Source organism: Demequina lignilytica (assembly GCF_030418375.1).
In the GTDB taxonomy this organism is placed as follows: domain Bacteria; phylum Actinomycetota; class Actinomycetes; order Actinomycetales; family Demequinaceae; genus Demequina; species Demequina lignilytica.
The window spans coordinates 176209-196737 of record NZ_JAUHPZ010000003.1; the positions used below are offsets into that span (position 1 = coordinate 176209).

At 73.9% G+C, this 20529-nt stretch carries 22 protein-coding genes and 1 tRNA gene; 12 read left to right on the top strand and 11 right to left on the bottom strand.

Annotation, left to right across the window (positions count from 1 at the left end):
- Positions 1–52: 52 nt before the first annotated feature.
- A complete protein-coding gene (locus tag QQX13_RS06925) occupies positions 53–1108 on the bottom strand; it encodes an ABC transporter permease (protein WP_301118762.1) in 1056 nt (351 codons plus the stop codon).
- 11 nt (positions 1109–1119) lie between these two features.
- On the bottom strand, positions 1120–2013 hold the full coding sequence (locus QQX13_RS06930; protein ID WP_301118761.1) for an alpha/beta hydrolase: 894 nt from the start codon (positions 2011–2013) through the stop codon (positions 1120–1122).
- 405 nt (positions 2014–2418) lie between these two features.
- Here QQX13_RS06930 and QQX13_RS06935 point away from each other — a divergent pair, with 405 nt between their 5' ends.
- The 10 genes from QQX13_RS06935 to QQX13_RS06980 are packed head-to-tail and all read left to right on the top strand — an operon-like array spanning position 2419 to position 10493.
- Positions 2419–2850 carry a hypothetical protein gene (locus tag QQX13_RS06935; protein ID WP_301118760.1) on the top strand — a complete coding sequence of 144 codons (432 nt, stop codon included), beginning with the start codon at positions 2419–2421 and terminating at the stop codon, positions 2848–2850.
- Positions 2847–3770, top strand: coding sequence for a hypothetical protein (locus QQX13_RS06940; RefSeq protein WP_301118759.1), 924 nt, complete (start codon positions 2847–2849; stop codon positions 3768–3770). The genes QQX13_RS06935 and QQX13_RS06940 overlap by 4 nt, the downstream gene beginning before the upstream one ends.
- Before the next feature lie 19 nt (positions 3771–3789).
- Positions 3790–5061, top strand: coding sequence for a V-type ATPase 116kDa subunit family protein (locus tag QQX13_RS06945; RefSeq protein ID WP_301118928.1), 1272 nt, complete (start codon positions 3790–3792; stop codon positions 5059–5061).
- A gap of 3 nt (positions 5062–5064) precedes the next feature.
- On the top strand, positions 5065–5490 hold the full coding sequence (locus QQX13_RS06950; RefSeq protein ID WP_301118758.1) for an ATP synthase subunit C: 426 nt from the start codon (positions 5065–5067) through the stop codon (positions 5488–5490).
- Positions 5487–5732, top strand: a complete 246-nt coding sequence (locus QQX13_RS06955; protein WP_301118757.1) for a V-type proton ATPase subunit F family protein — start codon at positions 5487–5489, stop codon at positions 5730–5732. The genes QQX13_RS06950 and QQX13_RS06955 overlap by 4 nt, the downstream gene beginning before the upstream one ends.
- Entirely contained in the window at positions 5729–6253 is a 525-nt protein-coding gene (locus QQX13_RS06960) for a V-type ATP synthase subunit E family protein (protein ID WP_301118756.1), read from the top strand. Before QQX13_RS06955 ends, QQX13_RS06960 begins: the two co-directional genes overlap by 4 nt.
- Positions 6241–7998, top strand: a complete 1758-nt coding sequence (locus tag QQX13_RS06965) for a V-type ATP synthase subunit A (RefSeq protein ID WP_301118755.1) — start codon at positions 6241–6243, stop codon at positions 7996–7998. Before QQX13_RS06960 ends, QQX13_RS06965 begins: the two co-directional genes overlap by 13 nt.
- On the top strand, positions 7995–9422 hold the full coding sequence (locus QQX13_RS06970; RefSeq protein ID WP_301118754.1) for a V-type ATP synthase subunit B: 1428 nt from the start codon (positions 7995–7997) through the stop codon (positions 9420–9422). Before QQX13_RS06965 ends, QQX13_RS06970 begins: the two co-directional genes overlap by 4 nt.
- Positions 9415–10044, top strand: a complete 630-nt coding sequence (locus QQX13_RS06975; RefSeq protein WP_301118753.1) for a V-type ATP synthase subunit D — start codon at positions 9415–9417, stop codon at positions 10042–10044. The genes QQX13_RS06970 and QQX13_RS06975 overlap by 8 nt, the downstream gene beginning before the upstream one ends.
- Complete coding sequence (locus tag QQX13_RS06980) at positions 10041–10493, top strand: universal stress protein (RefSeq protein ID WP_301118752.1); 453 nt, start codon at positions 10041–10043, stop codon at positions 10491–10493. Before QQX13_RS06975 ends, QQX13_RS06980 begins: the two co-directional genes overlap by 4 nt.
- A gap of 17 nt (positions 10494–10510) precedes the next feature.
- On the opposite strand, the gene QQX13_RS06985 is transcribed toward QQX13_RS06980, so the two are convergent.
- The 6 genes from QQX13_RS06985 to manA form a co-directional block, all read right to left on the bottom strand.
- Positions 10511–10586, bottom strand: a tRNA-Arg gene (locus QQX13_RS06985).
- A 53-nt stretch (positions 10587–10639) separates the two neighbouring features.
- Positions 10640–11626 (bottom strand): aldo/keto reductase, encoded by a 987-nt coding sequence (locus tag QQX13_RS06990; protein WP_301118751.1) that lies wholly within the window; start codon positions 11624–11626, stop codon positions 10640–10642.
- A gap of 130 nt (positions 11627–11756) precedes the next feature.
- Entirely contained in the window at positions 11757–12473 is a 717-nt protein-coding gene (locus tag QQX13_RS06995) for a C40 family peptidase (RefSeq protein ID WP_301118750.1), read from the bottom strand.
- A gap of 147 nt (positions 12474–12620) precedes the next feature.
- Positions 12621–13304 carry a metal-dependent transcriptional regulator gene (locus tag QQX13_RS07000; protein WP_301118749.1) on the bottom strand — a complete coding sequence of 228 codons (684 nt, stop codon included), beginning with the start codon at positions 13302–13304 and terminating at the stop codon, positions 12621–12623.
- Complete coding sequence (locus tag QQX13_RS07005) at positions 13301–14635, bottom strand: UDP-glucose dehydrogenase family protein (RefSeq protein ID WP_301118748.1); 1335 nt, start codon at positions 14633–14635, stop codon at positions 13301–13303. Before QQX13_RS07005 ends, QQX13_RS07000 begins: the two co-directional genes overlap by 4 nt.
- A gap of 33 nt (positions 14636–14668) precedes the next feature.
- The gene (gene manA, locus QQX13_RS07010) at positions 14669–15862 is read right to left on the bottom strand and encodes a mannose-6-phosphate isomerase, class I (protein ID WP_301118747.1); all 1194 of its coding nucleotides are present in this window, start codon (positions 15860–15862) and stop codon (positions 14669–14671) included.
- A 35-nt stretch (positions 15863–15897) separates the two neighbouring features.
- On the opposite strand from manA, the gene serC reads away from it, so the two are divergent.
- Entirely contained in the window at positions 15898–17028 is a 1131-nt protein-coding gene (gene serC / locus QQX13_RS07015; protein ID WP_301118927.1) for a phosphoserine transaminase, read from the top strand.
- Positions 17025–17786, top strand: coding sequence for a CAP domain-containing protein (locus tag QQX13_RS07020; RefSeq protein ID WP_301118746.1), 762 nt, complete (start codon positions 17025–17027; stop codon positions 17784–17786). The genes serC and QQX13_RS07020 overlap by 4 nt, the downstream gene beginning before the upstream one ends.
- Before the next feature lie 12 nt (positions 17787–17798).
- On the opposite strand, the gene QQX13_RS07025 is transcribed toward QQX13_RS07020, so the two are convergent.
- The 3 genes from QQX13_RS07025 to QQX13_RS07035 are packed head-to-tail and all read right to left on the bottom strand — an operon-like array spanning position 17799 to position 20409.
- Positions 17799–19004 carry an MFS transporter gene (locus QQX13_RS07025; RefSeq protein ID WP_367281268.1) on the bottom strand — a complete coding sequence of 402 codons (1206 nt, stop codon included), beginning with the start codon at positions 19002–19004 and terminating at the stop codon, positions 17799–17801.
- Complete coding sequence (locus QQX13_RS07030; RefSeq protein ID WP_301118745.1) at positions 19001–20029, bottom strand: DUF3027 domain-containing protein; 1029 nt, start codon at positions 20027–20029, stop codon at positions 19001–19003. Before QQX13_RS07030 ends, QQX13_RS07025 begins: the two co-directional genes overlap by 4 nt.
- Positions 20029–20409, bottom strand: coding sequence for a cold-shock protein (locus QQX13_RS07035; RefSeq protein WP_301118744.1), 381 nt, complete (start codon positions 20407–20409; stop codon positions 20029–20031). The genes QQX13_RS07030 and QQX13_RS07035 overlap by 1 nt, the downstream gene beginning before the upstream one ends.
- Between the last annotated feature and the right edge of the window lie 120 nt (positions 20410–20529).

Here is a 20529-nt window from a genome sequence, read left to right on the forward strand (position 1 = left end):
TCACTGCTCTCCTTGTTGTTGGGGACCTGGTGGTGGGGTGGGATGTGGACCGCTAGGTCTTCTTCCGTCTCGCCTTGCGGCGGGCCATCAGCCCGTTGAGCGAGACGGCGAGGATGATGATGGCGCCGGTGGCGAACTGGCTCCAGACCGCGGGGATCGAGAAGTACACGAGGCCCACGCCGACGGTCTTGAGCAGGATCGCGCCGATCGCGGCGCCGAAGATGGTCGCGATGCCGCCGGTGAGCGGGTTGCCGCCGATGACGGCGCCGGCGACGGCGAACAGCTCGAAGCCGCCGCCGCTGGTCGGGTCGCCGCTGGTGAAGAACGCGAGCCCGAGCAGGCCTGCGAGGCCCGCGAGGCCGCCGCTCAGCAGGAAGCCGTACGTCTTGTTGCGGTTCACGGGGATGCCGGCGAAGGCCGCCGCGTCGGGGTTGGAGCCGATCTCGCGGGAACGGTAGCCGAACGGTGTCGCGCGCAGCACCACGGTGAGCAGCGCCACCACGATGATGAGGATCCACACCGAGACGGGCAGCCCCAGCACCTTCCCGCCGCCGAGGATGGCGAAGAACGGGTCGGAGACCGGCATGCCGATGATCTGCTTGCCTTCGGAGACCGCGGCCGCGAGTCCGCGGAGCACCCATCCCATCGCGAGCGTCGCGATCAGCGAGTTGATGCCGATCCCTTGCACGATCAACGCGTTGAACGCGCCCACGCCGACGGCGCACAGCAACGCGATGGCCGCGGCGAGCCACGTGTTCATGCCTCCCTGGATGAGGAGCGAGGCGACGATCCCGGTGAGCACATAGTTGCCTGCGACCGAGAGGTCGACCTCTCCCTGGGTGAGGAGGAACGCGATGCCGGCGGCCATCAGCGCGATGTACACCGACTGCTGCACCACGTTGATCAGCTGCGTGGTGCTGAAGAACGCCGGGTTCATCAGGCCGATCACCGCGACGAGCAGCAGCAGCGCGGCCAGCGCGCTGAACCAGTCGGCACCGGTGAGGGCGCGGATGTTGAGCCCGCTGGTCAGGAACGACGGCAGCGTGCTGCGCGTCGGCGCCGACGGCGGGGATGCGGAGGGCTCGTCGGCCTTCACGCGTGGGCTCATGAGGGTGCCTTTCATCGGAGGGTCCTGGCGGTGGCGTGGGGGTGAGCCGGGGGCATCACCTCGCGGAGGAAGTCCACGGCCTCGTGGACGAACTGGAACGGGTCGGGGTGGCCCTCGAAGACGTGCCCCGCGCCATCGACGGGACGCAGCCGCACATCGACACCCGCGCCCTCGAGGGCCGAGGCGAGGTGCACGCTCTGCCCGAAGGGCACCAGGCGGTCGTGCATGCCGTGACGGATCAGGATCGGCGGGCATCCCGGGCCCACGTGGGTCGCCGGATCCGCGTCCGCCACCCGGTCGGGCGCGTGCTGCACGGGAGCCCGCAGCAGCACCGACTCGGGCGAGTCCGGATCGTCGTGCACCTGAAGGGCATCGGCGGGAGCCTGGTGGTCCATGAGGGCGAAGTTGGACGGGCCGTACCAGTCGACCACGGCCGCCACGGTCGGCGGCTCGAGGCCGGGCTCCTCATCGGGGTGCTCCGCGGCGCCCCGGACCCCCGCGCTCGCCGCGAGGTGGGCTCCCGCGGACTCTCCCCACACCGCGATCGCGGCCGGCGCGATGCCGAGCTCGTCCGCGCGGCCCCTCAGCCATCGCACGGCGGCCCTGACGTCCAGCAGCTGGGCGGGCCAGGCCGCCTCGGAGGAGAGGCGGTAGTCGATCGACGCCACCACGAATCCGGCACGCGCGAGGCTGCCGAAGAAGTCGCCGTCGTCGAGGAAGTCGGGAAGGAGGGCCCGCGAGCCGACGCGGAAGGCTCCCCCGTGGATCCACACGATCGCGGGATAGCGACGCGCGGCGGCGGCGCCGCCGGCCGGCTCCCACGCCTCGGCCGGGGCGTGGAGGTCGAGGGTCAACGGGCGGAAGCCGACGCGGCTGGAGTAGACGGCGTCACGGATGACGGCCACATCGCCGTCGATCTGCGGCGCGCTCAGCGGCCGGCCGGCGAGGGGGGCTCCCCAGGGTTCGGCGGTCTCGGGACCGTCAGGTGTACGTCTTTGCACATCTGCAGTCTGGAGGAATTTAAGTCAGGAGTCAACTTAATTAGGTCACGAAAGGTCGAGTTTCGGTCTCGGTTCGGTAACGGTCGCCCAGGAGGGACGACGCGATGGCGCCGCGCCGCTCGCGGCACGGCGGGACGGCGCCGGCGCCATGCCCTCCCCCCGACGGTCGCGACGATGCGGCGGTCCGTGTCCTCAGCAGGGCCTTCGCCTCCCCCGGGCCCGCCGGGCGCGGGCGCACCCCGCGGGAGTAGATTCGAAGATGAGCGGGCACCCCGGATGCCCGGGTCGTCGCTGACTCGAGGAAGAGACATGCGCTGGCAGGAGATCCTGGACCGCTTCCGCCCGGTGGCGGCACCCGGCGGCGCCGCCGAGTCGGCGGAGCACGTCGCCCAGCGCTCCAGCGCGGCGCTCGAGCTCGCCCCGGTCTTCGCGGCCGTCGACGCGGACCTGGCGCAGGCCGCGACGCGAGTCGAGGAGGGATGCACGCGCGCGGCGGAGCGTGCCGAGCAGGCACGCGCCGAGGCCGCGGCGCTGCTCGCGCACGCACGTGGCGAGGCGCCGGCGCGGGAGGCCGCGGCCGCTGCGGAGGTGCTCGCGCGGGCAGCGGGCGAGGACGAGCGCGTGATGCGTGCGGCCCGCGATGAGGTGGACCGTCTGCTCGCCGACCGCAGGCCGCGCGTCGAGGACGCCGCGCGACAGGTGGTCGAGAGCCTGGTCGACCCGCTCGGGCGCTCATCATGAGCATCGCATGGGTGGCCGCCGCGGTCAGGACGCGTGCGCTGGTCTCCGGCCGCGCGGGAGCCGCCGGAGCCGCGCGCCTCGCGGCCGCCGGCTCGCTCGAGCAGGCCCGCGAGCTGGTCGCGCGCTGGAGCTACGGCGCACGGCTGCCCGAGTCCGCCACCGTGACCGGCCTCCAGCTCGCGACCAGGGAGACGCTGCTGTGGCAGCTGCGGGTCCTGGCGGGGTGGGCGCCGGCGGGCGGCACCCGCATCCTCCGCGCCGCCGCGGCGCCGTTCGAGCGCGACAACATCCTGGGACTGGCCCGGGAGCTGCGGGGCGACAGGGCGGGCCCGGCGCACGACCTGGGCTCGCTCGCGACGTCCTGGGGCGCTCTCCGTCGGGCCGCGAGCCCGGAGGACCTGCGTGCCGCGCTGGCGCGCACGCCGTGGGGGGCGGTCGAGCCCGAGGAGGAGGACCGGCTGGCCGAGCTCCTCGAGGCCGCCTGGCTCCTGCGCTACGCGCAGACGGCCCCCGCGGCTCGGGTCTGGGTGTCCCGACGCGCGGCCCTGGTCGCCGCGCGCGCCGTCGTCGTCGACGGCGACAGCCCCTCCGCGGGTCTGACCCGGCGGCTGCGGCCGTTGCTCGGACGCGCGTGGGAGGAGGCTCGGGACCTTCCGGCGCTGACGGCTGCGCTCCCGCCGCACGTGCGCCCGATCCTCGCGGGGATCGACGGCGCGGAGGATCTGTGGCGGGCCGAGGCTCGGGACCGTGCCCTGACCGAGGCGGAGGCCACGGCGCTGATGAGGTCCGGCGCGCCCCGCCAGGAGGTGGTGGTCGCGGGCCTCGCGCTGCTCGAGGTGGACGCGTGGCGCGTCCAGGCCGCCGCGGCGGCCCTCGAGGCGGGTCCGGCTGCCCGGGAGGTGCTCGATGCCGCGGCGTGAGCACGGGGGACCCGTGACGATGGACCGCGTCGCGATCGTCGCGCTCGAGGAGGACCGCGACCGCACGCTCGCGGCGGTCGCCCGCGCGGGCATCGTCGAGCTGGACCTGCGAGCCGCGGGCCCCGAGGACGGCGATCCGTTCGCCCGCGCCGCCCGGGCGGCCGTGACCCATGACCGCATCGTCGGGTGGGTCGGCTGGATGCCGAGCCACGAGCGCGACGGCCTCGCCTCAGCACTCGCCCCGCTCGGCGCGGCGGTCGTGCCGCTGCGCCACCCCGCGGGCGAGCAGCCGCCCACGCTCATGGCGGAGCGCGACGCGGGCACCTCCCGCACGCTGGTCGACACCTACGGGGTGGTGCCCTACGCCGACGTCGACCCGGCGCGCCTCGCGGCCGCCGCATACATCCTGATGTTCGGGATGATGTTCGGCGACGTCGGTCACGGCGCGATGCTCGCCGGGCTCGGGCTCGCGATGCGCGCCGGCTGGATCCCCCGCCTCAGGAAGCTGACCCGCATGTGGCTGTTCGTCACGCTCGCGGGGCTCGCGGCGATGGTGTTCGGCGCGCTCTACGGCGAGGCGTTCGGGCCCACGGGCCTGGTCCCGGTGCTGTGGCTCGACCCGATGGACGACCCGGTGCCGCTGCTGCTCGCCGCCGTCGGCATCGGCGGGGTCCTGCTCGCCGGCTCCTACGCGACGGGCACCATCAACCGCGTCCGCGAGGGCGGCTGGGGCTACGCGCTCTACGCGCGCTCCGGGCTCGCCGGCGCGGGCCTGCTCGTCGCCCTGGCCCTCCTGACGTGGGGACTCGTCGCGGACGTTCCCGCGCTGACAGCGGCGGGAGCCGTGCTCGCCCTCGCCGCGCTGGTGCTGATCTTCATCGGGGTGCTGTCCGAGTCGGGCGGCGGCGCCACGGGCGTGCTGCAGGCGGGCATCGAGTCCGTCGACGCCGTCAGCCGGCTCGGCTCCAACGTCGTGTCCTTCGCGCGGCTCGCGGCCTTCGGACTGACCCACGCGGCCCTGCTCACCGTGATCTGGGACGGCACCACCGCCCTGTGGCGTCCGGGCTGGGCGGCCGTCGCCGCCGTGCTGGTATTCGTGGTCGGCAACGTCATCACGTTCGGGCTCGAGGCGCTCGTCGCGGGAGTGCAGGCGCTCCGGCTCGAGTACTACGAGCTGTTCTCCCGTGTCTTCGTCGGGGAGGGACGCGCCTTCCGACCGTGGCACCCCGAGGTCCCCGAGGTCGCGGAGCCGTCCGGCGCCGCGGCGAGCGAGCCCGATCGAGAGGAGTGACCCATGTCCATCTGGCTCCTGACCCTTCCCATCCTCGTGCTCGTCGCGGGCGGCGCCACCGTGCTGATGCGTCGACGCCCCCGCGCGGGGATCGTCACGATCATCGGCGCCAACCTCGCGGTGATCGCTGCCGCCGTCGTCGTGCTCGTCTCCGCGCCCTCGGCGAGCGCCGCGGCACCCGTCGCGGCCGCGACCACCGAGGCCGCCGCGTCGGGCTCCAACGGCTCCGCGCTCATCGCCGCGGCGATTGCCGTCGTGGGCTCGTCGATCGGCGCGGCGATCGCCGTCGCGTACACCGGTTCCGCCGCGCTCGCCGCGATGAGCGAGCGCCCCGAGATGTTCGGCCGCGCCATGGTGGTCGTCGGCCTCGCCGAGGGCATCGCCATCTACGGGCTCATCATCGCGATCATCCTGATCGGCAAGGCATGAACGCTCCGGCACCGCTCCTCGACGGCGTCGTCGTCGCGATCGGCGACCGCCGGCTCGTCGGCGCGTACGCGCTGGCCGGGGTCGACGTGCGGCACGCGCCGGATCCGGGCGCCGTGCGCCTCGCCTGGGAGGCGCTCGCGCAGGATGTCGCGCTGGTGGTGCTGACCGCGGACGCGGCCGCGGCGCTGGGGGGCGAGGCGGACCGCCTGGGCGCACCGGTGACGGCGGTGATCCCGACATGAGGTCCCTGCCGACCGGATCCGCGCCGTCGCTCGCGCCGCTGCGCGACCGCATCCATGCTCAGGCGGAGGGCGTGGTGCGCGCCTGCGAGCGGAAGTCCGCCGAGGAGGCCGCCATCACGCTCGCGGAGGCGCGCCGGGACGCCGACGCGATCACGGAGCGCGCGGTCCAGGCGGGCGAGGCCGCGGCGCGGTCGGACGCCGCACAGCGCTCGGCACGCCGCCGGCGCGCCGCGCACGAGCTCGACCTCGCGGGTCGCGAGTCGCTGCGCCGGGAGATCGAGGACCGGGTGGTGGCGCGCGCCCGGATGCTGCGGACCTATCCGGCCTACCCGCGCCTGCTCGCGTCGCTGCGCGAGCGCGCACGCGAGATGCTCGGGCCCGACGCCGCCATCGAGGAGCACCCCGACGGCGGGGTGGTGGCCGCCAGCGGCACGCGCAGGCTCGACCTCACGCTTCCCGCGCTCGCGCGTGCCGCGCTGGGGTCCCCGTCCGAGGAGGTGTCGGCGCTATGGATGCCGTGAGCGCGTCGCCGACGCCGGCCGCACGCGTCGGCCGCGCCGTGCGCGTCACCGGGCCGCTGATCGAGGCCGACGGCGTGCCGGACGTCGCGATGGGCGAGATCCTCCGGATGGGCGCGGGCGGCATCAGCGCGGAGGTGGTGGGCGTCGACGGTGCCCGCGCGACGATGCAGGCCTACGAGTACACCGGCGGCCTGCGCGTGGGCGACCCGGCGGCGGGCACCGGGCAACCCCTCACGGGGCTCTTCGGCCCGGGGCTGCTCGGGCACGCGTTCGACGGGCTCATGCGTCCGCTCTCGTCGGCGCCGCTGTGGCTGCGGCCCGACCGTCCCGGGGACGATGCGGACGGGATCCGGTCGCACCGGTGGACCTTCGTGCCCGCGGTGGCCGCGGGCGACACCGTGGGCGAGGGCGACGTGCTCGGCACCGTGCCGACGACGGGCGCGGTCGAGCATCGGGTCCTGACGCCGGCGGGCTGCGCCGGCACCGTCGAGCGGATCGCCGCCGGAGAGGTCGGCGAGCTCGACGCCGTCGCGCGCGTCTCCGGGCGCGACGTCCACCTGTCCGAGCGATGGCCGATCCGCCGCCCGCGCCCCCACCGCGAGCGGCTCACGGATCCGGTACCGCTGCACACGGGCCAACGCGTGCTCGACCTGTTCTTCCCCGTCGCGCGCGGCGCGGCTGCCGCGGTGACCGGCGGCTTCGGCACGGGCAAGACCATGCTCCTCCAGCAGGTGGCGAAGTGGTGCGACGCCGACGTGATCGTCTACGTCGGGTGCGGCGAGCGCGGGAACGAGATGGCCGATGTCCTCGACGACCTCGGCCGGCTGGTGGACGCGCGCACCGGCGGCCGGCTGGTCGACCGGACCGTGGTGGTCGCGAACACGTCGAACATGCCGATGATGGCGCGCGAGCTCAGCATCTACACCGGCGTCAGCATCGCGGAGTACTTCCGCGACATGGGGCACGACGCCGTGGTGATCGCCGACTCGACCTCGCGCTGGGCCGAGGCCCTGCGCGAGTTCGCCAACCGGCGCGGCGACCTGCCCGCGGAGGAGGGGTTCCCCGCCGATCTGGCGTCGGAGCTCGCCGCGTTCTACGAGCGGGCCGGGCGCGTGACCACCTTGGGAGGGCAGGAGGCCTCCGTCACCGTGATCGGGGCGGTGTCGCCACCGGGCGGCGACATGTCGGAGCCGGTCACCACCATCAGCCAGCGGTTCGTGCGCGCCATGTGGATGCTCGACCGGGATCTCGCCTACGCGCGGCACTATCCCGCCGTGCACTGGTCCGGATCGTTCGCGCGCGACGCCGCCGGCCTCGCACGGTGGCAGACCGTGCACGGCGACCCCGAGTGGGCGCAGCGCCGCGCGCGGGCGCTCGAGGTGCTTGCCGAGGCGGACCGGTTGGAGTCGCTGGCCGAGGTGATCGGCGTCAGCTCGCTCCCCGGCCGCGAGCGGGTGGTGGTGCTCGGCGGGCGCCTGCTGCGCGAGGGCGTGCTGGCGCAGAACGCCCTCCACCCCAACGACGCCACGTGCGCCGACGCGAAGGGCGCGGCGCTGCTGGACCTGGTGCTCGATGTGATCGACGCCTGCCACGCGGCGATCGCACGAGGGGTCTCCGCGACCGCGCTGGAGCGCGTCGACATGGGTCCGGTGATCCGCGCGGCTCAGGACGGCGGCCCGGAGGACGCCACGGCCATCGCCGCGACCCGGGAGCGGATGCTCGACGCGATCAGGAGGGTGTCATGAGCGGCGACGGACGCGCCCCGTCGTGGGCAGCCGGCGAGCCGCGGGTCGCCCACCGCGACGTGCAGGCGATCCGTGGGCCGCTGCTGGTCGTCGGCGGTGTGGACGGCGTCGGCTGGGACGAGTCCGCCCAGGTCGCGACCGAGGAGGGCGTCCGGCATGGCCTGGTGCTGGAGCTCGACGGCGATCAGGCGACGGTGCAGGTGTTCGAGGGCACCGACGGTCTGGTGCCCGGCGCGATCGAGGTGAGGTTCGCCGGAAGCCCCCTGCGCGTCCCGGTCGGCGCCGGCTGGCTCGGCCGGGTGTGCAACGGCCGCGGGGCGCCCCTCGACGGGGGGCCGCCCGTCACCGGCGACCGGCTGGAGCCGGTGGCGGGGTGGCCGATGAATCCGGTCGACCGCGACCCCCCGCACGAGCCCGTCCTCACCGGGGTCTCCGCGATCGACGCGCTCACCACCCTGGTGCGAGGGCAGAAGCTGCCGATCTTCTCCGTCGCCGGCCTGCCCCATCTCGCGCTCGCGACCCAGATCGCGGCTCAGGCGACCAGCGCGGGCACGCGGTTCCGGGTGGTGTTCGCGGCCATGGGGCTGACGCATGCCGACATCGCGTACGTCCGGGACCGGCTGGAGGAGCGCACCTCCTCGGGAGAGCTGGTGCTGATCCTCAACGCCGCGGACGACCCGGCGATCGAGCGGATCCTCACGCCCCGCCTCGCGCTCACGGTCGCCGAGCATCTCGCCTTCGACGACGGCGCCGACGTGCTCGTCGTCCTGTCCGACATGACCAACTACGCGGAGGCGGTCCGCGAGGTCTCGGCCGCGCGGCGCGAGATCCCCGCCCGACGCGGCTACCCCGGCTACCTCTACAGCGACCTCGCGAGCCTGTACGAACGCTGCGGCCGGGTCCGCGACCGCGACGGCTCCGTCACGATCGTCCCGGTGCTCACCATGCCGGCGGGCGACATCACCCACCCCGTGCCGGACCTCACCGGCTACATCACGGAGGGGCAGATCGTGCTGTCGCCCGAGATCGCGGCGCGCGGCGTGTATCCGCCGGTCGACACGCTCGGCTCGCTGTCGCGGCTCATGCGTCACGGCGCGGGCGCGCGACGCACGCGCGACGACCACCTCGATGTGGCCGCGCAGGTGCTCGCGGCGCTCGCACGCGCGCGCCAGTCGGCGGCCCTGGCCGAGCTCGTCGGGGCCGCCGCGCTCGGCGAGACGGACCGCAGCTACCTCGCCTACCGCGAGGAGCTCGAGCGGGAGCTGCTCGACCAGGGCGACGCGGAGAGCAGGTCGCTCGAGGAGACGCTCGATCGTGCCTGGACGGCGCTCGCCACGTTGCCGCGACAGGAGCTGACGATGCTGTCGCCGGAGATGATCCGGGCGCACCTCGAGCTCCCGGACGAGGGGGTGGACGATGCCTGACGTCGGGCGCGCGGCCAGGCTGCGGGTGCAGCGCCAGCTGGCCGTCGCGCGCCATGGGGTCGACATGCTCGAGCGCAAGCAGCGGATCATCGCCGCCGAGCACGAGCGGCTCCTCCTCGGCGCGGACCACCTCCAGCAGGCGTGGGAGCGCGCCGCCCGCGATGCGGCGGTGTGGGCGGACCGGGCGGCCGCGCTGGACGGCTGGCCCGCGATCGAGGCCGCGGCGCCGAGCGGCGCGGCGACGATGCGCGCGGAGGCCGGCCACGTCATGGGGGTCGAGTTCACGGACGCGGGCGAGGCGACGGTGCCCGAGCGCCTGCCGTCGGGAGGCAGCTCAGCGCTCGAGCTGGCGGCCGAGGCGATGGCGGAGGCGGTCCGGGCGGCCGCCGCCTACGCCGCGGCCCGGCGCGCCTCGACCACGGTCGAGGCCGAGCTGGTGGCGACCAGGACCCGCCGTCGGGCGGTCGAGCACCGCTGGATCCCGCGCCTCGAGGGCGAGCTGGCGCGGATCGAGGGCGCGCTCGAGGAGCTCGAGCGCGAGGAGAACCTGCGTGTGCGCTGGGCGCTCGACGCGCGCCGACCTCGGCGGACCGCCGGGTCGCGAACGGGAGGTGCGGGATGAACGGCACGGTGCTGGTGGCGGTCCACGACTCCCCCGCCGCGTTCGCGGCCGCCGACGAGGCGATCGCTCACGCACGGCGGACCGGGGCGGCGCTGCGCGCCGTCGCGGTGGTCGAGCCCGCGGGGGCCGGCGAGGACCGCGACGGGTCCGTGGCACGCGGCCGCGCCGCCGGCTGCGAGGCGGCGCTGGCGCACGTGGTCGAGCGCGCCGGCGCGGCCGGGATCGTGGCCACGGTGGCGCTGCGTGGCGGCCGGATCGCCGCCGAGATCCTCGCCGAGGCGGACTCCTGCGAGGCGAGCCTCATCGTGGTGGGGCGGATGGACCGGCCCGGGCACGTGATCCCGGCGATCGGCTCGCACACGCTCGGCGTGATCGAGTTCGCCCGCTCCCCCGTGCTGGTGGTTCCCGAGGACGCCCCGTCGGCACCGCGGCCCCGGAGGCCGCAGTAGGGCGGTCGTGCGGCGGATGGTGCGCCTGGCGCGATTCGAACGCGCGACACCCGCTTTAGGAGAGCGGTGCTCTATCCCCTGAGCTACAGGCGCCTGTACGAGGGGGTACCGGTCAAGGGTACCCGCTCACCGCATCGTCCCTGCGCTCAGAACACGTCGTGGACGTGGCGGCGGCAGTGCCGGTCGTAGATGTCCTCGAGCGCCCGCATCGTCTCCTCGGGCAGCGCGGGCATCTCCGCGGCCGCGGCGTTCGACACCGCCTGCGACGGCCGGGACGCGCCGGGGATCATGGTCGCCACCCCCACCTGCGCGAGCCAGCCGAGCGCCATCTGCGCAGTCGTCCAGCCCGCGGGGGTGAGCGCCGCGACCTCGCGCGCCGCCGCCACGCCGACCTCGAACGGGATGCCGGAGAACGTCTCGCCGATGTTCATCTTCGAGCCGTCGCGGTTCCAGGTGCGGTGGTCCTCCGGCGCGAAGGTGGTGTGCTCGTCGTACTTGCCCGAGAGCAGGCCCGAGGCCAGCGGCAGCCGCGCGATGATCCCGACGCCGCGCTCGGCCGCGAGCGGCAGCACCCTCTCGAGCGGCTTGCGGCGGAAGATGTTGACGATGATCTGGATGGTGGCGAGGTCGGGCTGCTCGAGCGCCGCCAGGGCCTCGTCCACCAGCTCGACGCTCACGCCCCATCGCGCGATGCGGCCCTCGGCCTGGAGCGTGCGGAGGTCGTCGTAGACGCGCTCGTCGCCGTAGACGGCCGTGGGCGGGCAGTGCAGCTGGACCAGGTCGAGGGTCTCGACGCCGAGGTTCTCGCGCGACCGGTCGGTCCATGCGCGGAAGGCGTCGAGCGTGTACGCCGCCGGCTCATGGGGCTCGGCCCGGCGCCCCATCTTGGTGATCACCGTGAAGTCGGCCCGGTCGGCACGCCCCGCGAGGAACCGCCCGATCGCCTTCTCGGAGCGCCCGTCGCCGTACACGTCGGCGGTGTCGAACAGCCGCGTACCCGCGTCGGCCGCGGCCGCGAGGACCTCCTGCGCCGCATCGTCGCCCACGGTGGCCCAGTCGCCGCCGAGCTGCCACGTGCCCAGACCGACCAGCGAGATCTCGCGTCCCAGGTTCGGGACCATCGTCGTCCTCATGGGATCCACCCTAGCCGCGGGAATGCATCACCCCGACCGCGCGGTTGCACCAGGCATGACGATGCCCGGGCCCGCACGCGACGAGGGCCGCCACCTTGCGGTGACGGCCCTCGTGAGGCGTGTGCGCCGGTCAGCCGGCGATGCGCTTGTAGGTCGGGTTGGACTGCCAGATCGGGCGGAACTGGACGGTCTTGCCCGGGCGCGGCGCGTCGATCTGCAGGTTGGGACCCGCGTAGAGGGCCACGTGGCCGGAGGAGACGATGATGTCGCCCGGCTGCGGGCTCGACACGGTCACGCCGACGCCCCAGTAGGCGCTCGACGAGCGCGGCAGGGAGACACCGAACTGCGCGTAGACGTACGAGACGAAGCCCGAGCAGTCGAAGCCCGACGGGCTCGAGCCACCGGAAACGTAGGGGGTGCCCACATACTTTGCGGCCTCGGCGATGATCGCGGAGCCGGAGATGGCGGCCGTCACGGCGGCGGACGACGAGGTCGAACCGGACGAGCTCGAGGTGGTCGTGGTGCCGGCGCTGGTCCCTGAGGACGTGGCCGCACGGGCCGTGGTGGCGACGGGGGCCGGCTCCGGCGGCGGCGGGAGCTCGACATCGACGGAGGGGGTGTCGATCTCGAAGGCGTCCGACTCCTCGGTGGAGGTGACCGCAGGGATCTCGGCGACGTCGCTGGCGTAGTCAGCGCGCTGAGCGGAGCCCAGGACCGTGACGTTCGAGTCGTCCTCGGTCGTCACCAGGGCGGCCGCGGCGGCTCCCGTGAGGGGAACCACGACGAGTGCGGCGCCCGCTGCTGCGGCCACCGCGCGCGTCCGGGCGCGCATGTATCCGTACTTCAATTTCTGTTCCTTCCGCGCCGTGTGCGCGTCGTTGTTTCTGTACCCCGTCGCTCGCGTCATCTTCGAGCGTCTCCTCTTGTGAGGGGCACCGTGGAGTAGGTCTCCATGCCATGAAGGCCGTCTTTGTTACCGAAAATTTATCAAACTTCACTGAGAAGGCAAGCCGAAGAGGTGGCGCGCCACCTCTTCGGGCACGGTGACGGCATCCTTGCGAACGGCCAAGCATACCCCCTGGGGTACCTCGGACAGCGTGACCGTCTCGCCTGGCAGGATCCCGTTCTCGACCAGCGCCTCGAGCGCCTCCAGATCGGCCTGCGGATGCTCCCCGATGCGGGTCAGTGTGACGGATGTCACACCGGCCTCCAGCAGCTCCGAGACCCGCGCCTCGCCCCCGGCCGCGATGCCCTCGGGCACGCCCAGCTCCCCGAGCCCGGGGATCGGGTTGCCGTACGGCGACACCGTGGGAGCGTCGAGCAGCTCGATGAGCCGGCGCTCCACACGCTCGCTCATCACGTGCTCCCACCGGCATGCCTCGTCGTGCACATGCGCCAGGTCGAGCCCGATCACGTCGGTCAGCAGCCGCTCGGCGAGGCGGTGCTTGCGCATGACGCGCGTCGCGAGCTCGCGGCCCCGCTCGGTGAGCTCGAGGTGGCGGTCCTCCGACACCAGCACCAGCCCGTCGCGCTCCATGCGCGCGATGGTCTGCGAGACCGTGGGGCCCGCGTGGCCGAGGTGCTCGGCCAGGCGCGCGCGCATCGGCGTGACGCCGTCCTCGATCAGCTCATAGATGGTCCGGAGATACATCTCCGTCGTGTCGATGAGGTCGCTCATGACGCGTAGCGGCCCAGCCCCAGGTAGCGCCACCCCGCCGCGATCCACTGGTCGGCCGGGAGGCAGTTGCGTCCGTCGATGACCGTGGCCTGCGCGACCTCGCCCGCCACGACGGCGGGGTCGAGCTCGCGGAACTCCTTCCACTCGGTCGCGACGATCACGAGGTCGGCGTCCGCGCAGGCCTCGTCCGCATCGGCCACGAACGGCAGCGTGGGCCACACCGCGGCGGCGTTGCCCATCGCCTCCGGGTCGTAGACGCGCACCTCGGCGCCCGCGAGGTGAAGCCGCCCCGCGATATCGAGCGCGGGCGAGTCGCGCACGTCGTCGGAGTTCGGCTTGAAGGCCGCTCCTAGCACCGCGATGCGCGCACCCTTCAGGGAGCCGCCCACCTCACGCTCGGCGAGGTTGACGACGTGGTCACGGCGGCGCAGGTTGACGTTGTCGACCTCGCGCAGGAACCCCAGCGCCTGGTCCACGCCGAGCTCGCCGGCCCGCGCCATGAACGCTCGGATGTCCTTCGGGAGGCAGCCGCCGCCGAAGCCGAGGCCAGCGCCCAGGAACTTGCGGCCGATGCGGGCGTCGTAGCCGATCGCGTCCGCCAGGTCGGCGACGTCGGCGCCCGTGGCCTCGCACACCTCCGCGACCGCGTTGATGAAGGAGATCTTGGTCGCGAGGAAGGCGTTCGCGGAGACCTTGACCAGCTCCGCGGTCGCGAGGTCCGTCACCATGAACGGCGTTCCCCGGCCGATCGCGCCGGCGTACACCTCTCGCGCGACCTCCTCGATGCGGCCCGGCCGGTCCTTGTCGACCCCCACCACCAGGCGGTCGGGACGCAGGGTGTCCTCGACGGCGAACCCCTCCCGCAGGAACTCCGGGTTCCAGCCGAGCTGCGCCTCGTCGCCGACCGGAGCGAGCTCGCGCACGCGGGCCGCCAGGCGGGCGGCCGTCCCCACCGGGACGGTGGACTTGCCCAGGATCACGGCGGGGCGGGTGAGCAGCGGCGCGAGCGTCTCGATGACGGAGTCCACGAACCGCATGTCCGCCGCGTTCTCCCCCTTCTTCTGAGGGGTGCCGACACCGATGAAGTGGACGTCGGCGAACTCCGCCGCCTCCGCGGCGTCGGTGGTGAAGCGCAGGCGCCCCGACTCGACGTGCTTGCGGAGCAGCTCAGGCAGCCCGGGCTCGAAGAACGGCACCTCGCCTCGGGCGAGCCTCTCGATCTTCGCCGGGTCGATGTCGACGCCGATGACCTCGTGGCCGAGCTCGGCCATCCCGGCCGCGTGGGTGGCACCGAGGTAGCCGGTGCCGAAGACTGACATGCGCAGTGACATGCGCCTAATCTAACGGCACCCCAGGCACCAGGACTAAGGAACTTCTGCGACGACGGCCATCCCGTGGGCGTCCACGTGGAGCTCGCCGTCGCAGTACGGCACGAACGCCGCCTGGCCGCGGCGCAGCCCGAGGCCTCCCGAGCCCGCCCGCACGTCGACCGTGCCGTCGACGGCGAGGACGATGCGCGGGCCCGGAGCGACCCGCGCGGCCCCGTCCCTGACCACGGTGAGCGCGAACTCGCCGACCGGCGCGGGATAGTGCGTCACCGGCCCGTCGACCTGCGGCGCGACGCGTGGCGGAGGACCGGGGGTGCCGTCGGTGAGAGCGACGAGCAGCGGGATGTCCACCTGCTTGGGCGTGAGCCCGGCGCGCACCACGTTGTCGGAGTTCGCCATGATCTCGACGCCCAGGCCCGACTGATAGGAGTGGACCACTCCGGCCTCGGTGAAGCAGGCCTCACCCGGCTCGAGGCGCACGACGTTGAGCGCCAGCGCCACGAGGGCGCCGACGTCGCCGGGGAAGTCGGCCAGGGTGGCGGCGGCGACCGCGAGGCCCTCGCTCGCGTCGGCGCCGGTGCCGACCTCGGCCAGGCGTGCGACCGCGTCACCGGCGTCGGGATGGGTCAGGACCGTCGAGACGTACTCCCGCAGCGCGACGGTGGGCTCGGTCGAGTTGTTCAGCTCCTCCGCCCACGCGCGCGTGCACTCGAGGCCCAGCCGCATGAGGTCGGCGGCCACCGCGGGCGCCTTGCGGAAGCCCGCCAGCAGAGTCATCGGAGTGAGCGCGACGATCATCTCGGGCTTGTGAGACCGGTCCTTGAAGGTGCGCGCCGCCGCGTCGAGGGGGACGCCGATCGCCTGCTCCCGGCGGAAGCCCTCGTCGGCCTGGGCCAGCGTCGGATGCACCTGCAGCGACAGCGGCTTGGCGATCGCGAGGACCTTGAGCAGGTACGGCAGCCGCTCCCACCGCACGACCACGTCGTGGCCGAGCATGGCGGCGGGGTCGCGCGCGATGAGGCGGTCGAGCGGCACGACGTCCCCGGGGTACAGCCCTACCTCGTCGGCACGCACGGCGTGCATCGCCGTCGCGAGCGCGGGCGCGCTGGGGTGAGCCCCCCACCACGCCTCGGCGACCGGCTCGTCCGTGACGGGTCGTCCGAGCATCGTCTCGATGACCCCGGACATGCCCCAGGCATAGTTCTGGAGCGTGGGTTCCAGGCGATACATGGGGCACATCATGCCAGTACCCGCTGGCTACCATGATGCCCATGACCGCGCTGATCGAGATCCCTCACGACCTGCTGCCCCGCGACGGGCGCTTCGGCTCGGGCCCGTCGAAGGTGAGCGACGCGCAGGTGAGCGCGCTGGTCGCGTCCCAGCCGTCCGTGCTCGGCACGTCGCACCGGCAGGCTCCGGTGAAGGGCCTGGTGGGCGACGTGCGGCGCATGCTCGCCGAGCTCTACTCGCTGCCCGAGGGGTACGAGGTGGTGCTCGGCAACGGCGGCTCCACCCTGTTCTGGGACGCGGCGGCGTTCTCCCTGGTCGACGAGCTCGCCCAGCACTGCACGTTCGGGGAGTTCGGCGCGAAGTTCGCGAAGGCCACGGACCTGGCGCCGCACCTGCGGCGGTCGTCCCTCCGCACCGCCGAGCCCGGGAGCATCGTCCTGCCGGAGGCCGAGGACGGCGTGGACGTCTACGCCTGGCCGCACAACGAGACCTCGACCGGGGCGATCGCGCCGGTGCTGCGGCCCGCCGGGACCGAGGGCGCGCTGACCGTGGTCGACGCCACCTCGGCCGCCGGAGGCACGCTGGTCGACCTGACCCAGGCCGACGTCTACTACTTCGCGCCCCAGAAGAGCTTCGCCTCGGACGGCGGGCTGTGGTTCGCCTTCCTGTCGCCGGCGGCTCTCGCCCGCGTCGAGGCCATCGCGGCCGCCAAGCGCTGGGTGCCGGAGTCCCTGTCGCTCGCGGCCGCGATCGACAACTCGCGTGCGAACCAGACCCTCAACACCCCCGCGGTCGCCACGCTGGTGATGATGCGCGCGCAGCTCGAGTGGATGCTGGCCGGCGGCGGGCTCCCGTTCGCGGCAGGACGCTCAGCCGAGTCGTCCACGGCCATCTACGACTGGGCGGAGCGCACGTCCTGGGCGACGCCGTTCGTGACCGATCCGGTGCACCGGTCGCCGGTGGTCGCGACCATCGACCTCGACGCCTCGATCGACAGCGCCGTGCTGCGGACCCACCTGCGCGGCAACGGGATCGTCGACATCGACCCCTACCGGAAGCTGGGGCGGAACCAGATCCGCGTCGGCGTCTACCCGGCCGTCGACCCCGACGACGTGCGTGCCCTGCTCGCCTGCATCGACCACGTCGCGGACCGCCTGGGGTCATGACCACGGAGCGGGAGGACCCGCGGCCCGACCGTGCCGGCCGGCGTCTCCCGGTCCTCCTGCTCGGGATCGCGCTGGCGGGCGTCGGCGGGAGCGTCGCCTGGTCGCTCGCGTCGCAGGACGATGCGCGGGTGACCGCGAGCGCCGACGTGGTCTCCGTCCCGGAGGCCACCGCCGGTGCCGAGGCGATCACGGCCGCCGAGGTCAGCCCGGCACCCCTCTCGCGGGGCATCGGCGTGCGGCTGCCCTCGCCGACGCCGGAGCCGGCGGACACGCCGGCCACGCCGGGGGGATCGACGGCGTCGGGGTCCTCCGCCCGGTCCTGGGGGCCGGACGACTGGCGCGCCTACTGCGACTCTCCCGCCTCCCCCACCGGCGCATCGTCCGCCCGCGGCCTGCTCACCGCGGCGAATACGGAACGCGCCCGCCTGGGCATCGCGCCGCTGGCATGGTCCGGCGATCTGGCGGCCGCATCCGAGTCGTGGTCCTTACAGATGGCGCGCGACGACGAGTCGACCTCCGGCATGGCGGATGCGCTCGCGCACAATCCGGCGTCACCGGGCCGGGCGGAGAACGTCGGCGTCACCGCGAGCTCCGCAGGCATCAGCCAGGCCCGCGCCGCCTCGACGCTGGCCACCGGATGGATGCGGTCTCCGGGACACTGCCGGAACATCATGAACCCCGCGTACTCGGTCATGGGCGCGGGCCTCGCCGTCACCTCCGACGGCACCACCTGGTACGGCACCGAGAACTTCCGCTAGGCCTCCGGAGCCTCATTCGGCGACGTGACCCGGGGACCGCATGGACGGGATCCACGCGACGAATCCGCCCACCGTCGCCAACCCCATGCCGCCGACGGCGACGAACCCGACCGGCAACGCGATCAGGGCACCCACCGACACCAGCGCGGGGCCGAGCAGGCCTCCCACGTCCTGCAGCACCATCCACAGCCCCGTGAACACGGTGCGGCCCTCCGCGGGAGCGACGTCCGCGCCGAGCGTCATCACCAGGCCCGAGCCCCAGCCGTTGCCCAACCCCAGCAGGAGCGCGGCGATCGTGACCTGAGTCGCCCCCGCGGTCAGCGGGAGCGCGAGCGTGCCGAGCGCGAGCAGCAGGGTCGACGGGATCGCCGTCCAGCGCCGGCCCCAGCGGTCCATCACCGCCCCCGCCGGGTAGAACAGCAGCATGTCGATCGCCGCCGAGATGGAGTAGATCAGGGTGGCCGCCTGCGGGCTGAGCCCCACGTGGGTCGCCCAGAGCGGGATGACGGCGATGCGCGCCTGGCGCAGCGCCCCGGTGGCGATGACGGTCACGCCCAGGGTGCGCAGCACGGGCAGGTTCTCACGCGCGACCAGCCGCAGGGAGATCCGGGGACCGTCCGCGCGGGCCGGCCGCTCGCGAGCGGCCGGGGAGAGGCCCAGCGCCGCGATGGCGGCGACCAGGAACGCGGCCCCCATCCAGTAGGTCGCGGCGAGCCCCCAGATCCCGATCAGCGCGGCACCGAGCAGCGGGCCGATGAAGTTGGCGATGCGCCAGACCCCCGCGAGCGTCGTGAGCGAGCGGGCGGTGAGGTCGGGGGTGATGATCGCGAGGATCTGCCCCTGCCTCGCCACGTGATACCAGGCATGACCCAGCCCGACGATCACGGCGCCGACCATGAAGACGGCGAGGTGCGGTGCCCACGCGGCGAGCACCGAGCCCGCCGCGATGACCGCGAGCGCGGCCATCGCCGCGTGCGTGGAGCCCCAGCGGTGCGCGATGGCGCCGCCGAGCGCCGAGCCGGGCAGCCGGCCGAGCTGGTACGCGGCGACGGCGAGGGAGGCGAAGGCCGCCGTGTGCCCCATGTCCGCGACGCTGAGGGCCAGCACCGGCAGGATCGCGCCGATCCCGATCTCCGCGAGGAAGGTCGGCAGGTAGGCGTGGCTCAGGAGCGAGCGCGCGATCTCCCGGCGGGAGGTCGGGCCCTCGCCCGCGGTCAGGAGCGCTGCTCCGGCTCGGAAGCCGTGGCGGCGTCGGTGGCCTCGGCCGGCTCCTCAGAAGCCTCGGTCGTCTCCGCAGCCGCGTCCTCGGGCAGCGGCTCGCCGGGCGCGACCTCGGTCTCGACCACGTCGCCGTCGACCTCGACGGGCTCGGGGGCGACGGGCTCGTCGTCGGGGGTCTCGGGCTCGCTCGCCTCGTCGGCGGGCTCGGTCGGCTCCTCGGCCGCCTCGTCCGCCGGCTGCTCCGGCTCGGGAGTCGGCTCCGGCTCGGGCTCCTCCTCGGCCTCCTCGAGATCCACGGTGACCGCGGTCTGGTTCTCGAACACGGGGTCGGGGTCGGGCCACTGGGTCGAGTGACGCTCGACGTCGGTCTCCGAGTGCGCACCGCAGCCATGGTCGACGCTGACGACCTTGCCGTCGGAGGGCGACCACTCGTTCGAGCAGGCCCCGAAGCGCAGGCGCATCGAGCCGGTGAGCGGGATGAAGAAGGCGCAGGTCGAGCAGGGCGACGCGGACGCGATCGCCGAGGCGGCGTTCGGGCCATGCGAACCGCGGTACCAGCGGTCCGCGACCTCGGAGCGCCCCTCGGAGCCGAGCGCGCGGGCGCGACCGAGCCCGAGCTCCCAGATCTCCATGGCGTCCTCGTCCTCGCCGGACACCTCGTAGCCGGGGACCAGCCGCGCGTCGTCGGGGATGTACGGCAGCACCATCGAGGGCTCGAGGTCGCCCGGGCGCACCCGGTCGGCCCACGGGACCCACGCGGGGGCGAGCAGCGCATCGTCCGCGGGCACCAGGTGGGCCTCGCACACCGTCGCCGCCTTCTGGCGCGGAGCGCGCGCGAGCGAGACGGACCAGACCCAGCCGCGGTAGCCCGGCAGGGCGCAGGCGAACAGGTGGGTCACCAGCCGCTCGGACTCGGTGGTGGCGGAGAGGTGCTCGCCGACCGCGTCGACGTCACCGGCCGCCTCGATCGCCGCCTCGCGGGCGAGATCGACGGCTCCGATCAGCACGGCGTCCTTGGCCATCAGACGTCCAGCTGCTCCGCGACGGCGCGCAGCACGGCGGCCACCTGCTTGCCCTTGGCGGGCTCCGGGTAGCGCCCCTTGCGCAGCGAGTTGGACACGCCGTCGAGCATCTTGATGAGGTCCTCGACGATCACGGTCATGTCCTCGGCGGGCTTGCGGAGGTTCGCGGCGACCGACGGCGCCGCCTCGAGGACGGTCACCGAGAGCGCGGAGGGTCCCCGGCGGCCGTCGGCGACGGAGAACTCGACCTTCGCGCCCGGCTTGACGGTGGTGCCCGCGGGCAGCGCGGACGCGTGGAGGAAGACCTCCGAGCCGTCCTCGCTCGCGATGAATCCGAACCCCTTGTCGGAGTCGAACCACTTCACTTTTCCGGTGGGCACATCAACCTCGTTCGTCCTGCTGGCACCGTCTCTCGGCGCCCACCCGATTCTAGCGGGCGGGAAGCGCGTGCGGTCCCGACGCTCCTGGGTCGGGACGATGCGGGCGCGGGGTTTTGCGTC

What these genes read in the sequence shown, in the direction of transcription:
- QQX13_RS06925 (WP_301118762.1), bottom strand. Translation starts at nt 1,108, where the DNA reads ATGAGCCCACGCGTGAAGGCCGACGAGCCCTCCGCATCCCCGCCGTCG.
- QQX13_RS06935 (WP_301118760.1), top strand. Translation starts at nt 2,419, where the DNA reads ATGCGCTGGCAGGAGATCCTGGACCGCTTCCGCCCGGTGGCGGCACCC.
- QQX13_RS06940 (WP_301118759.1), top strand. Translation starts at nt 2,847, where the DNA reads ATGAGCATCGCATGGGTGGCCGCCGCGGTCAGGACGCGTGCGCTGGTC.
- QQX13_RS06945 (WP_301118928.1), top strand. Translation starts at nt 3,790, where the DNA reads ATGGACCGCGTCGCGATCGTCGCGCTCGAGGAGGACCGCGACCGCACG.
- QQX13_RS06950 (WP_301118758.1), top strand. Translation starts at nt 5,065, where the DNA reads ATGTCCATCTGGCTCCTGACCCTTCCCATCCTCGTGCTCGTCGCGGGC.
- QQX13_RS06955 (WP_301118757.1), top strand. Translation starts at nt 5,487, where the DNA reads ATGAACGCTCCGGCACCGCTCCTCGACGGCGTCGTCGTCGCGATCGGC.
- QQX13_RS06960 (WP_301118756.1), top strand. Translation starts at nt 5,729, where the DNA reads ATGAGGTCCCTGCCGACCGGATCCGCGCCGTCGCTCGCGCCGCTGCGC.
- QQX13_RS06965 (WP_301118755.1), top strand. Translation starts at nt 6,241, where the DNA reads ATGGATGCCGTGAGCGCGTCGCCGACGCCGGCCGCACGCGTCGGCCGC.
- QQX13_RS06970 (WP_301118754.1), top strand. Translation starts at nt 7,995, where the DNA reads ATGAGCGGCGACGGACGCGCCCCGTCGTGGGCAGCCGGCGAGCCGCGG.
- QQX13_RS06975 (WP_301118753.1), top strand. Translation starts at nt 9,415, where the DNA reads ATGCCTGACGTCGGGCGCGCGGCCAGGCTGCGGGTGCAGCGCCAGCTG.
- QQX13_RS06980 (WP_301118752.1), top strand. Translation starts at nt 10,041, where the DNA reads ATGAACGGCACGGTGCTGGTGGCGGTCCACGACTCCCCCGCCGCGTTC.
- QQX13_RS06990 (WP_301118751.1), bottom strand. Translation starts at nt 11,626, where the DNA reads ATGAGGACGACGATGGTCCCGAACCTGGGACGCGAGATCTCGCTGGTC.
- QQX13_RS07000 (WP_301118749.1), bottom strand. Translation starts at nt 13,304, where the DNA reads ATGAGCGACCTCATCGACACGACGGAGATGTATCTCCGGACCATCTAT.
- QQX13_RS07005 (WP_301118748.1), bottom strand. Translation starts at nt 14,635, where the DNA reads ATGTCACTGCGCATGTCAGTCTTCGGCACCGGCTACCTCGGTGCCACC.
- manA (WP_301118747.1), bottom strand. Translation starts at nt 15,862, where the DNA reads ATGTATCGCCTGGAACCCACGCTCCAGAACTATGCCTGGGGCATGTCC.
- serC (WP_301118927.1), top strand. Translation starts at nt 15,898, where the DNA reads ATGCCCATGACCGCGCTGATCGAGATCCCTCACGACCTGCTGCCCCGC.
- QQX13_RS07020 (WP_301118746.1), top strand. Translation starts at nt 17,025, where the DNA reads ATGACCACGGAGCGGGAGGACCCGCGGCCCGACCGTGCCGGCCGGCGT.
- QQX13_RS07030 (WP_301118745.1), bottom strand. Translation starts at nt 20,029, where the DNA reads ATGGCCAAGGACGCCGTGCTGATCGGAGCCGTCGATCTCGCCCGCGAG.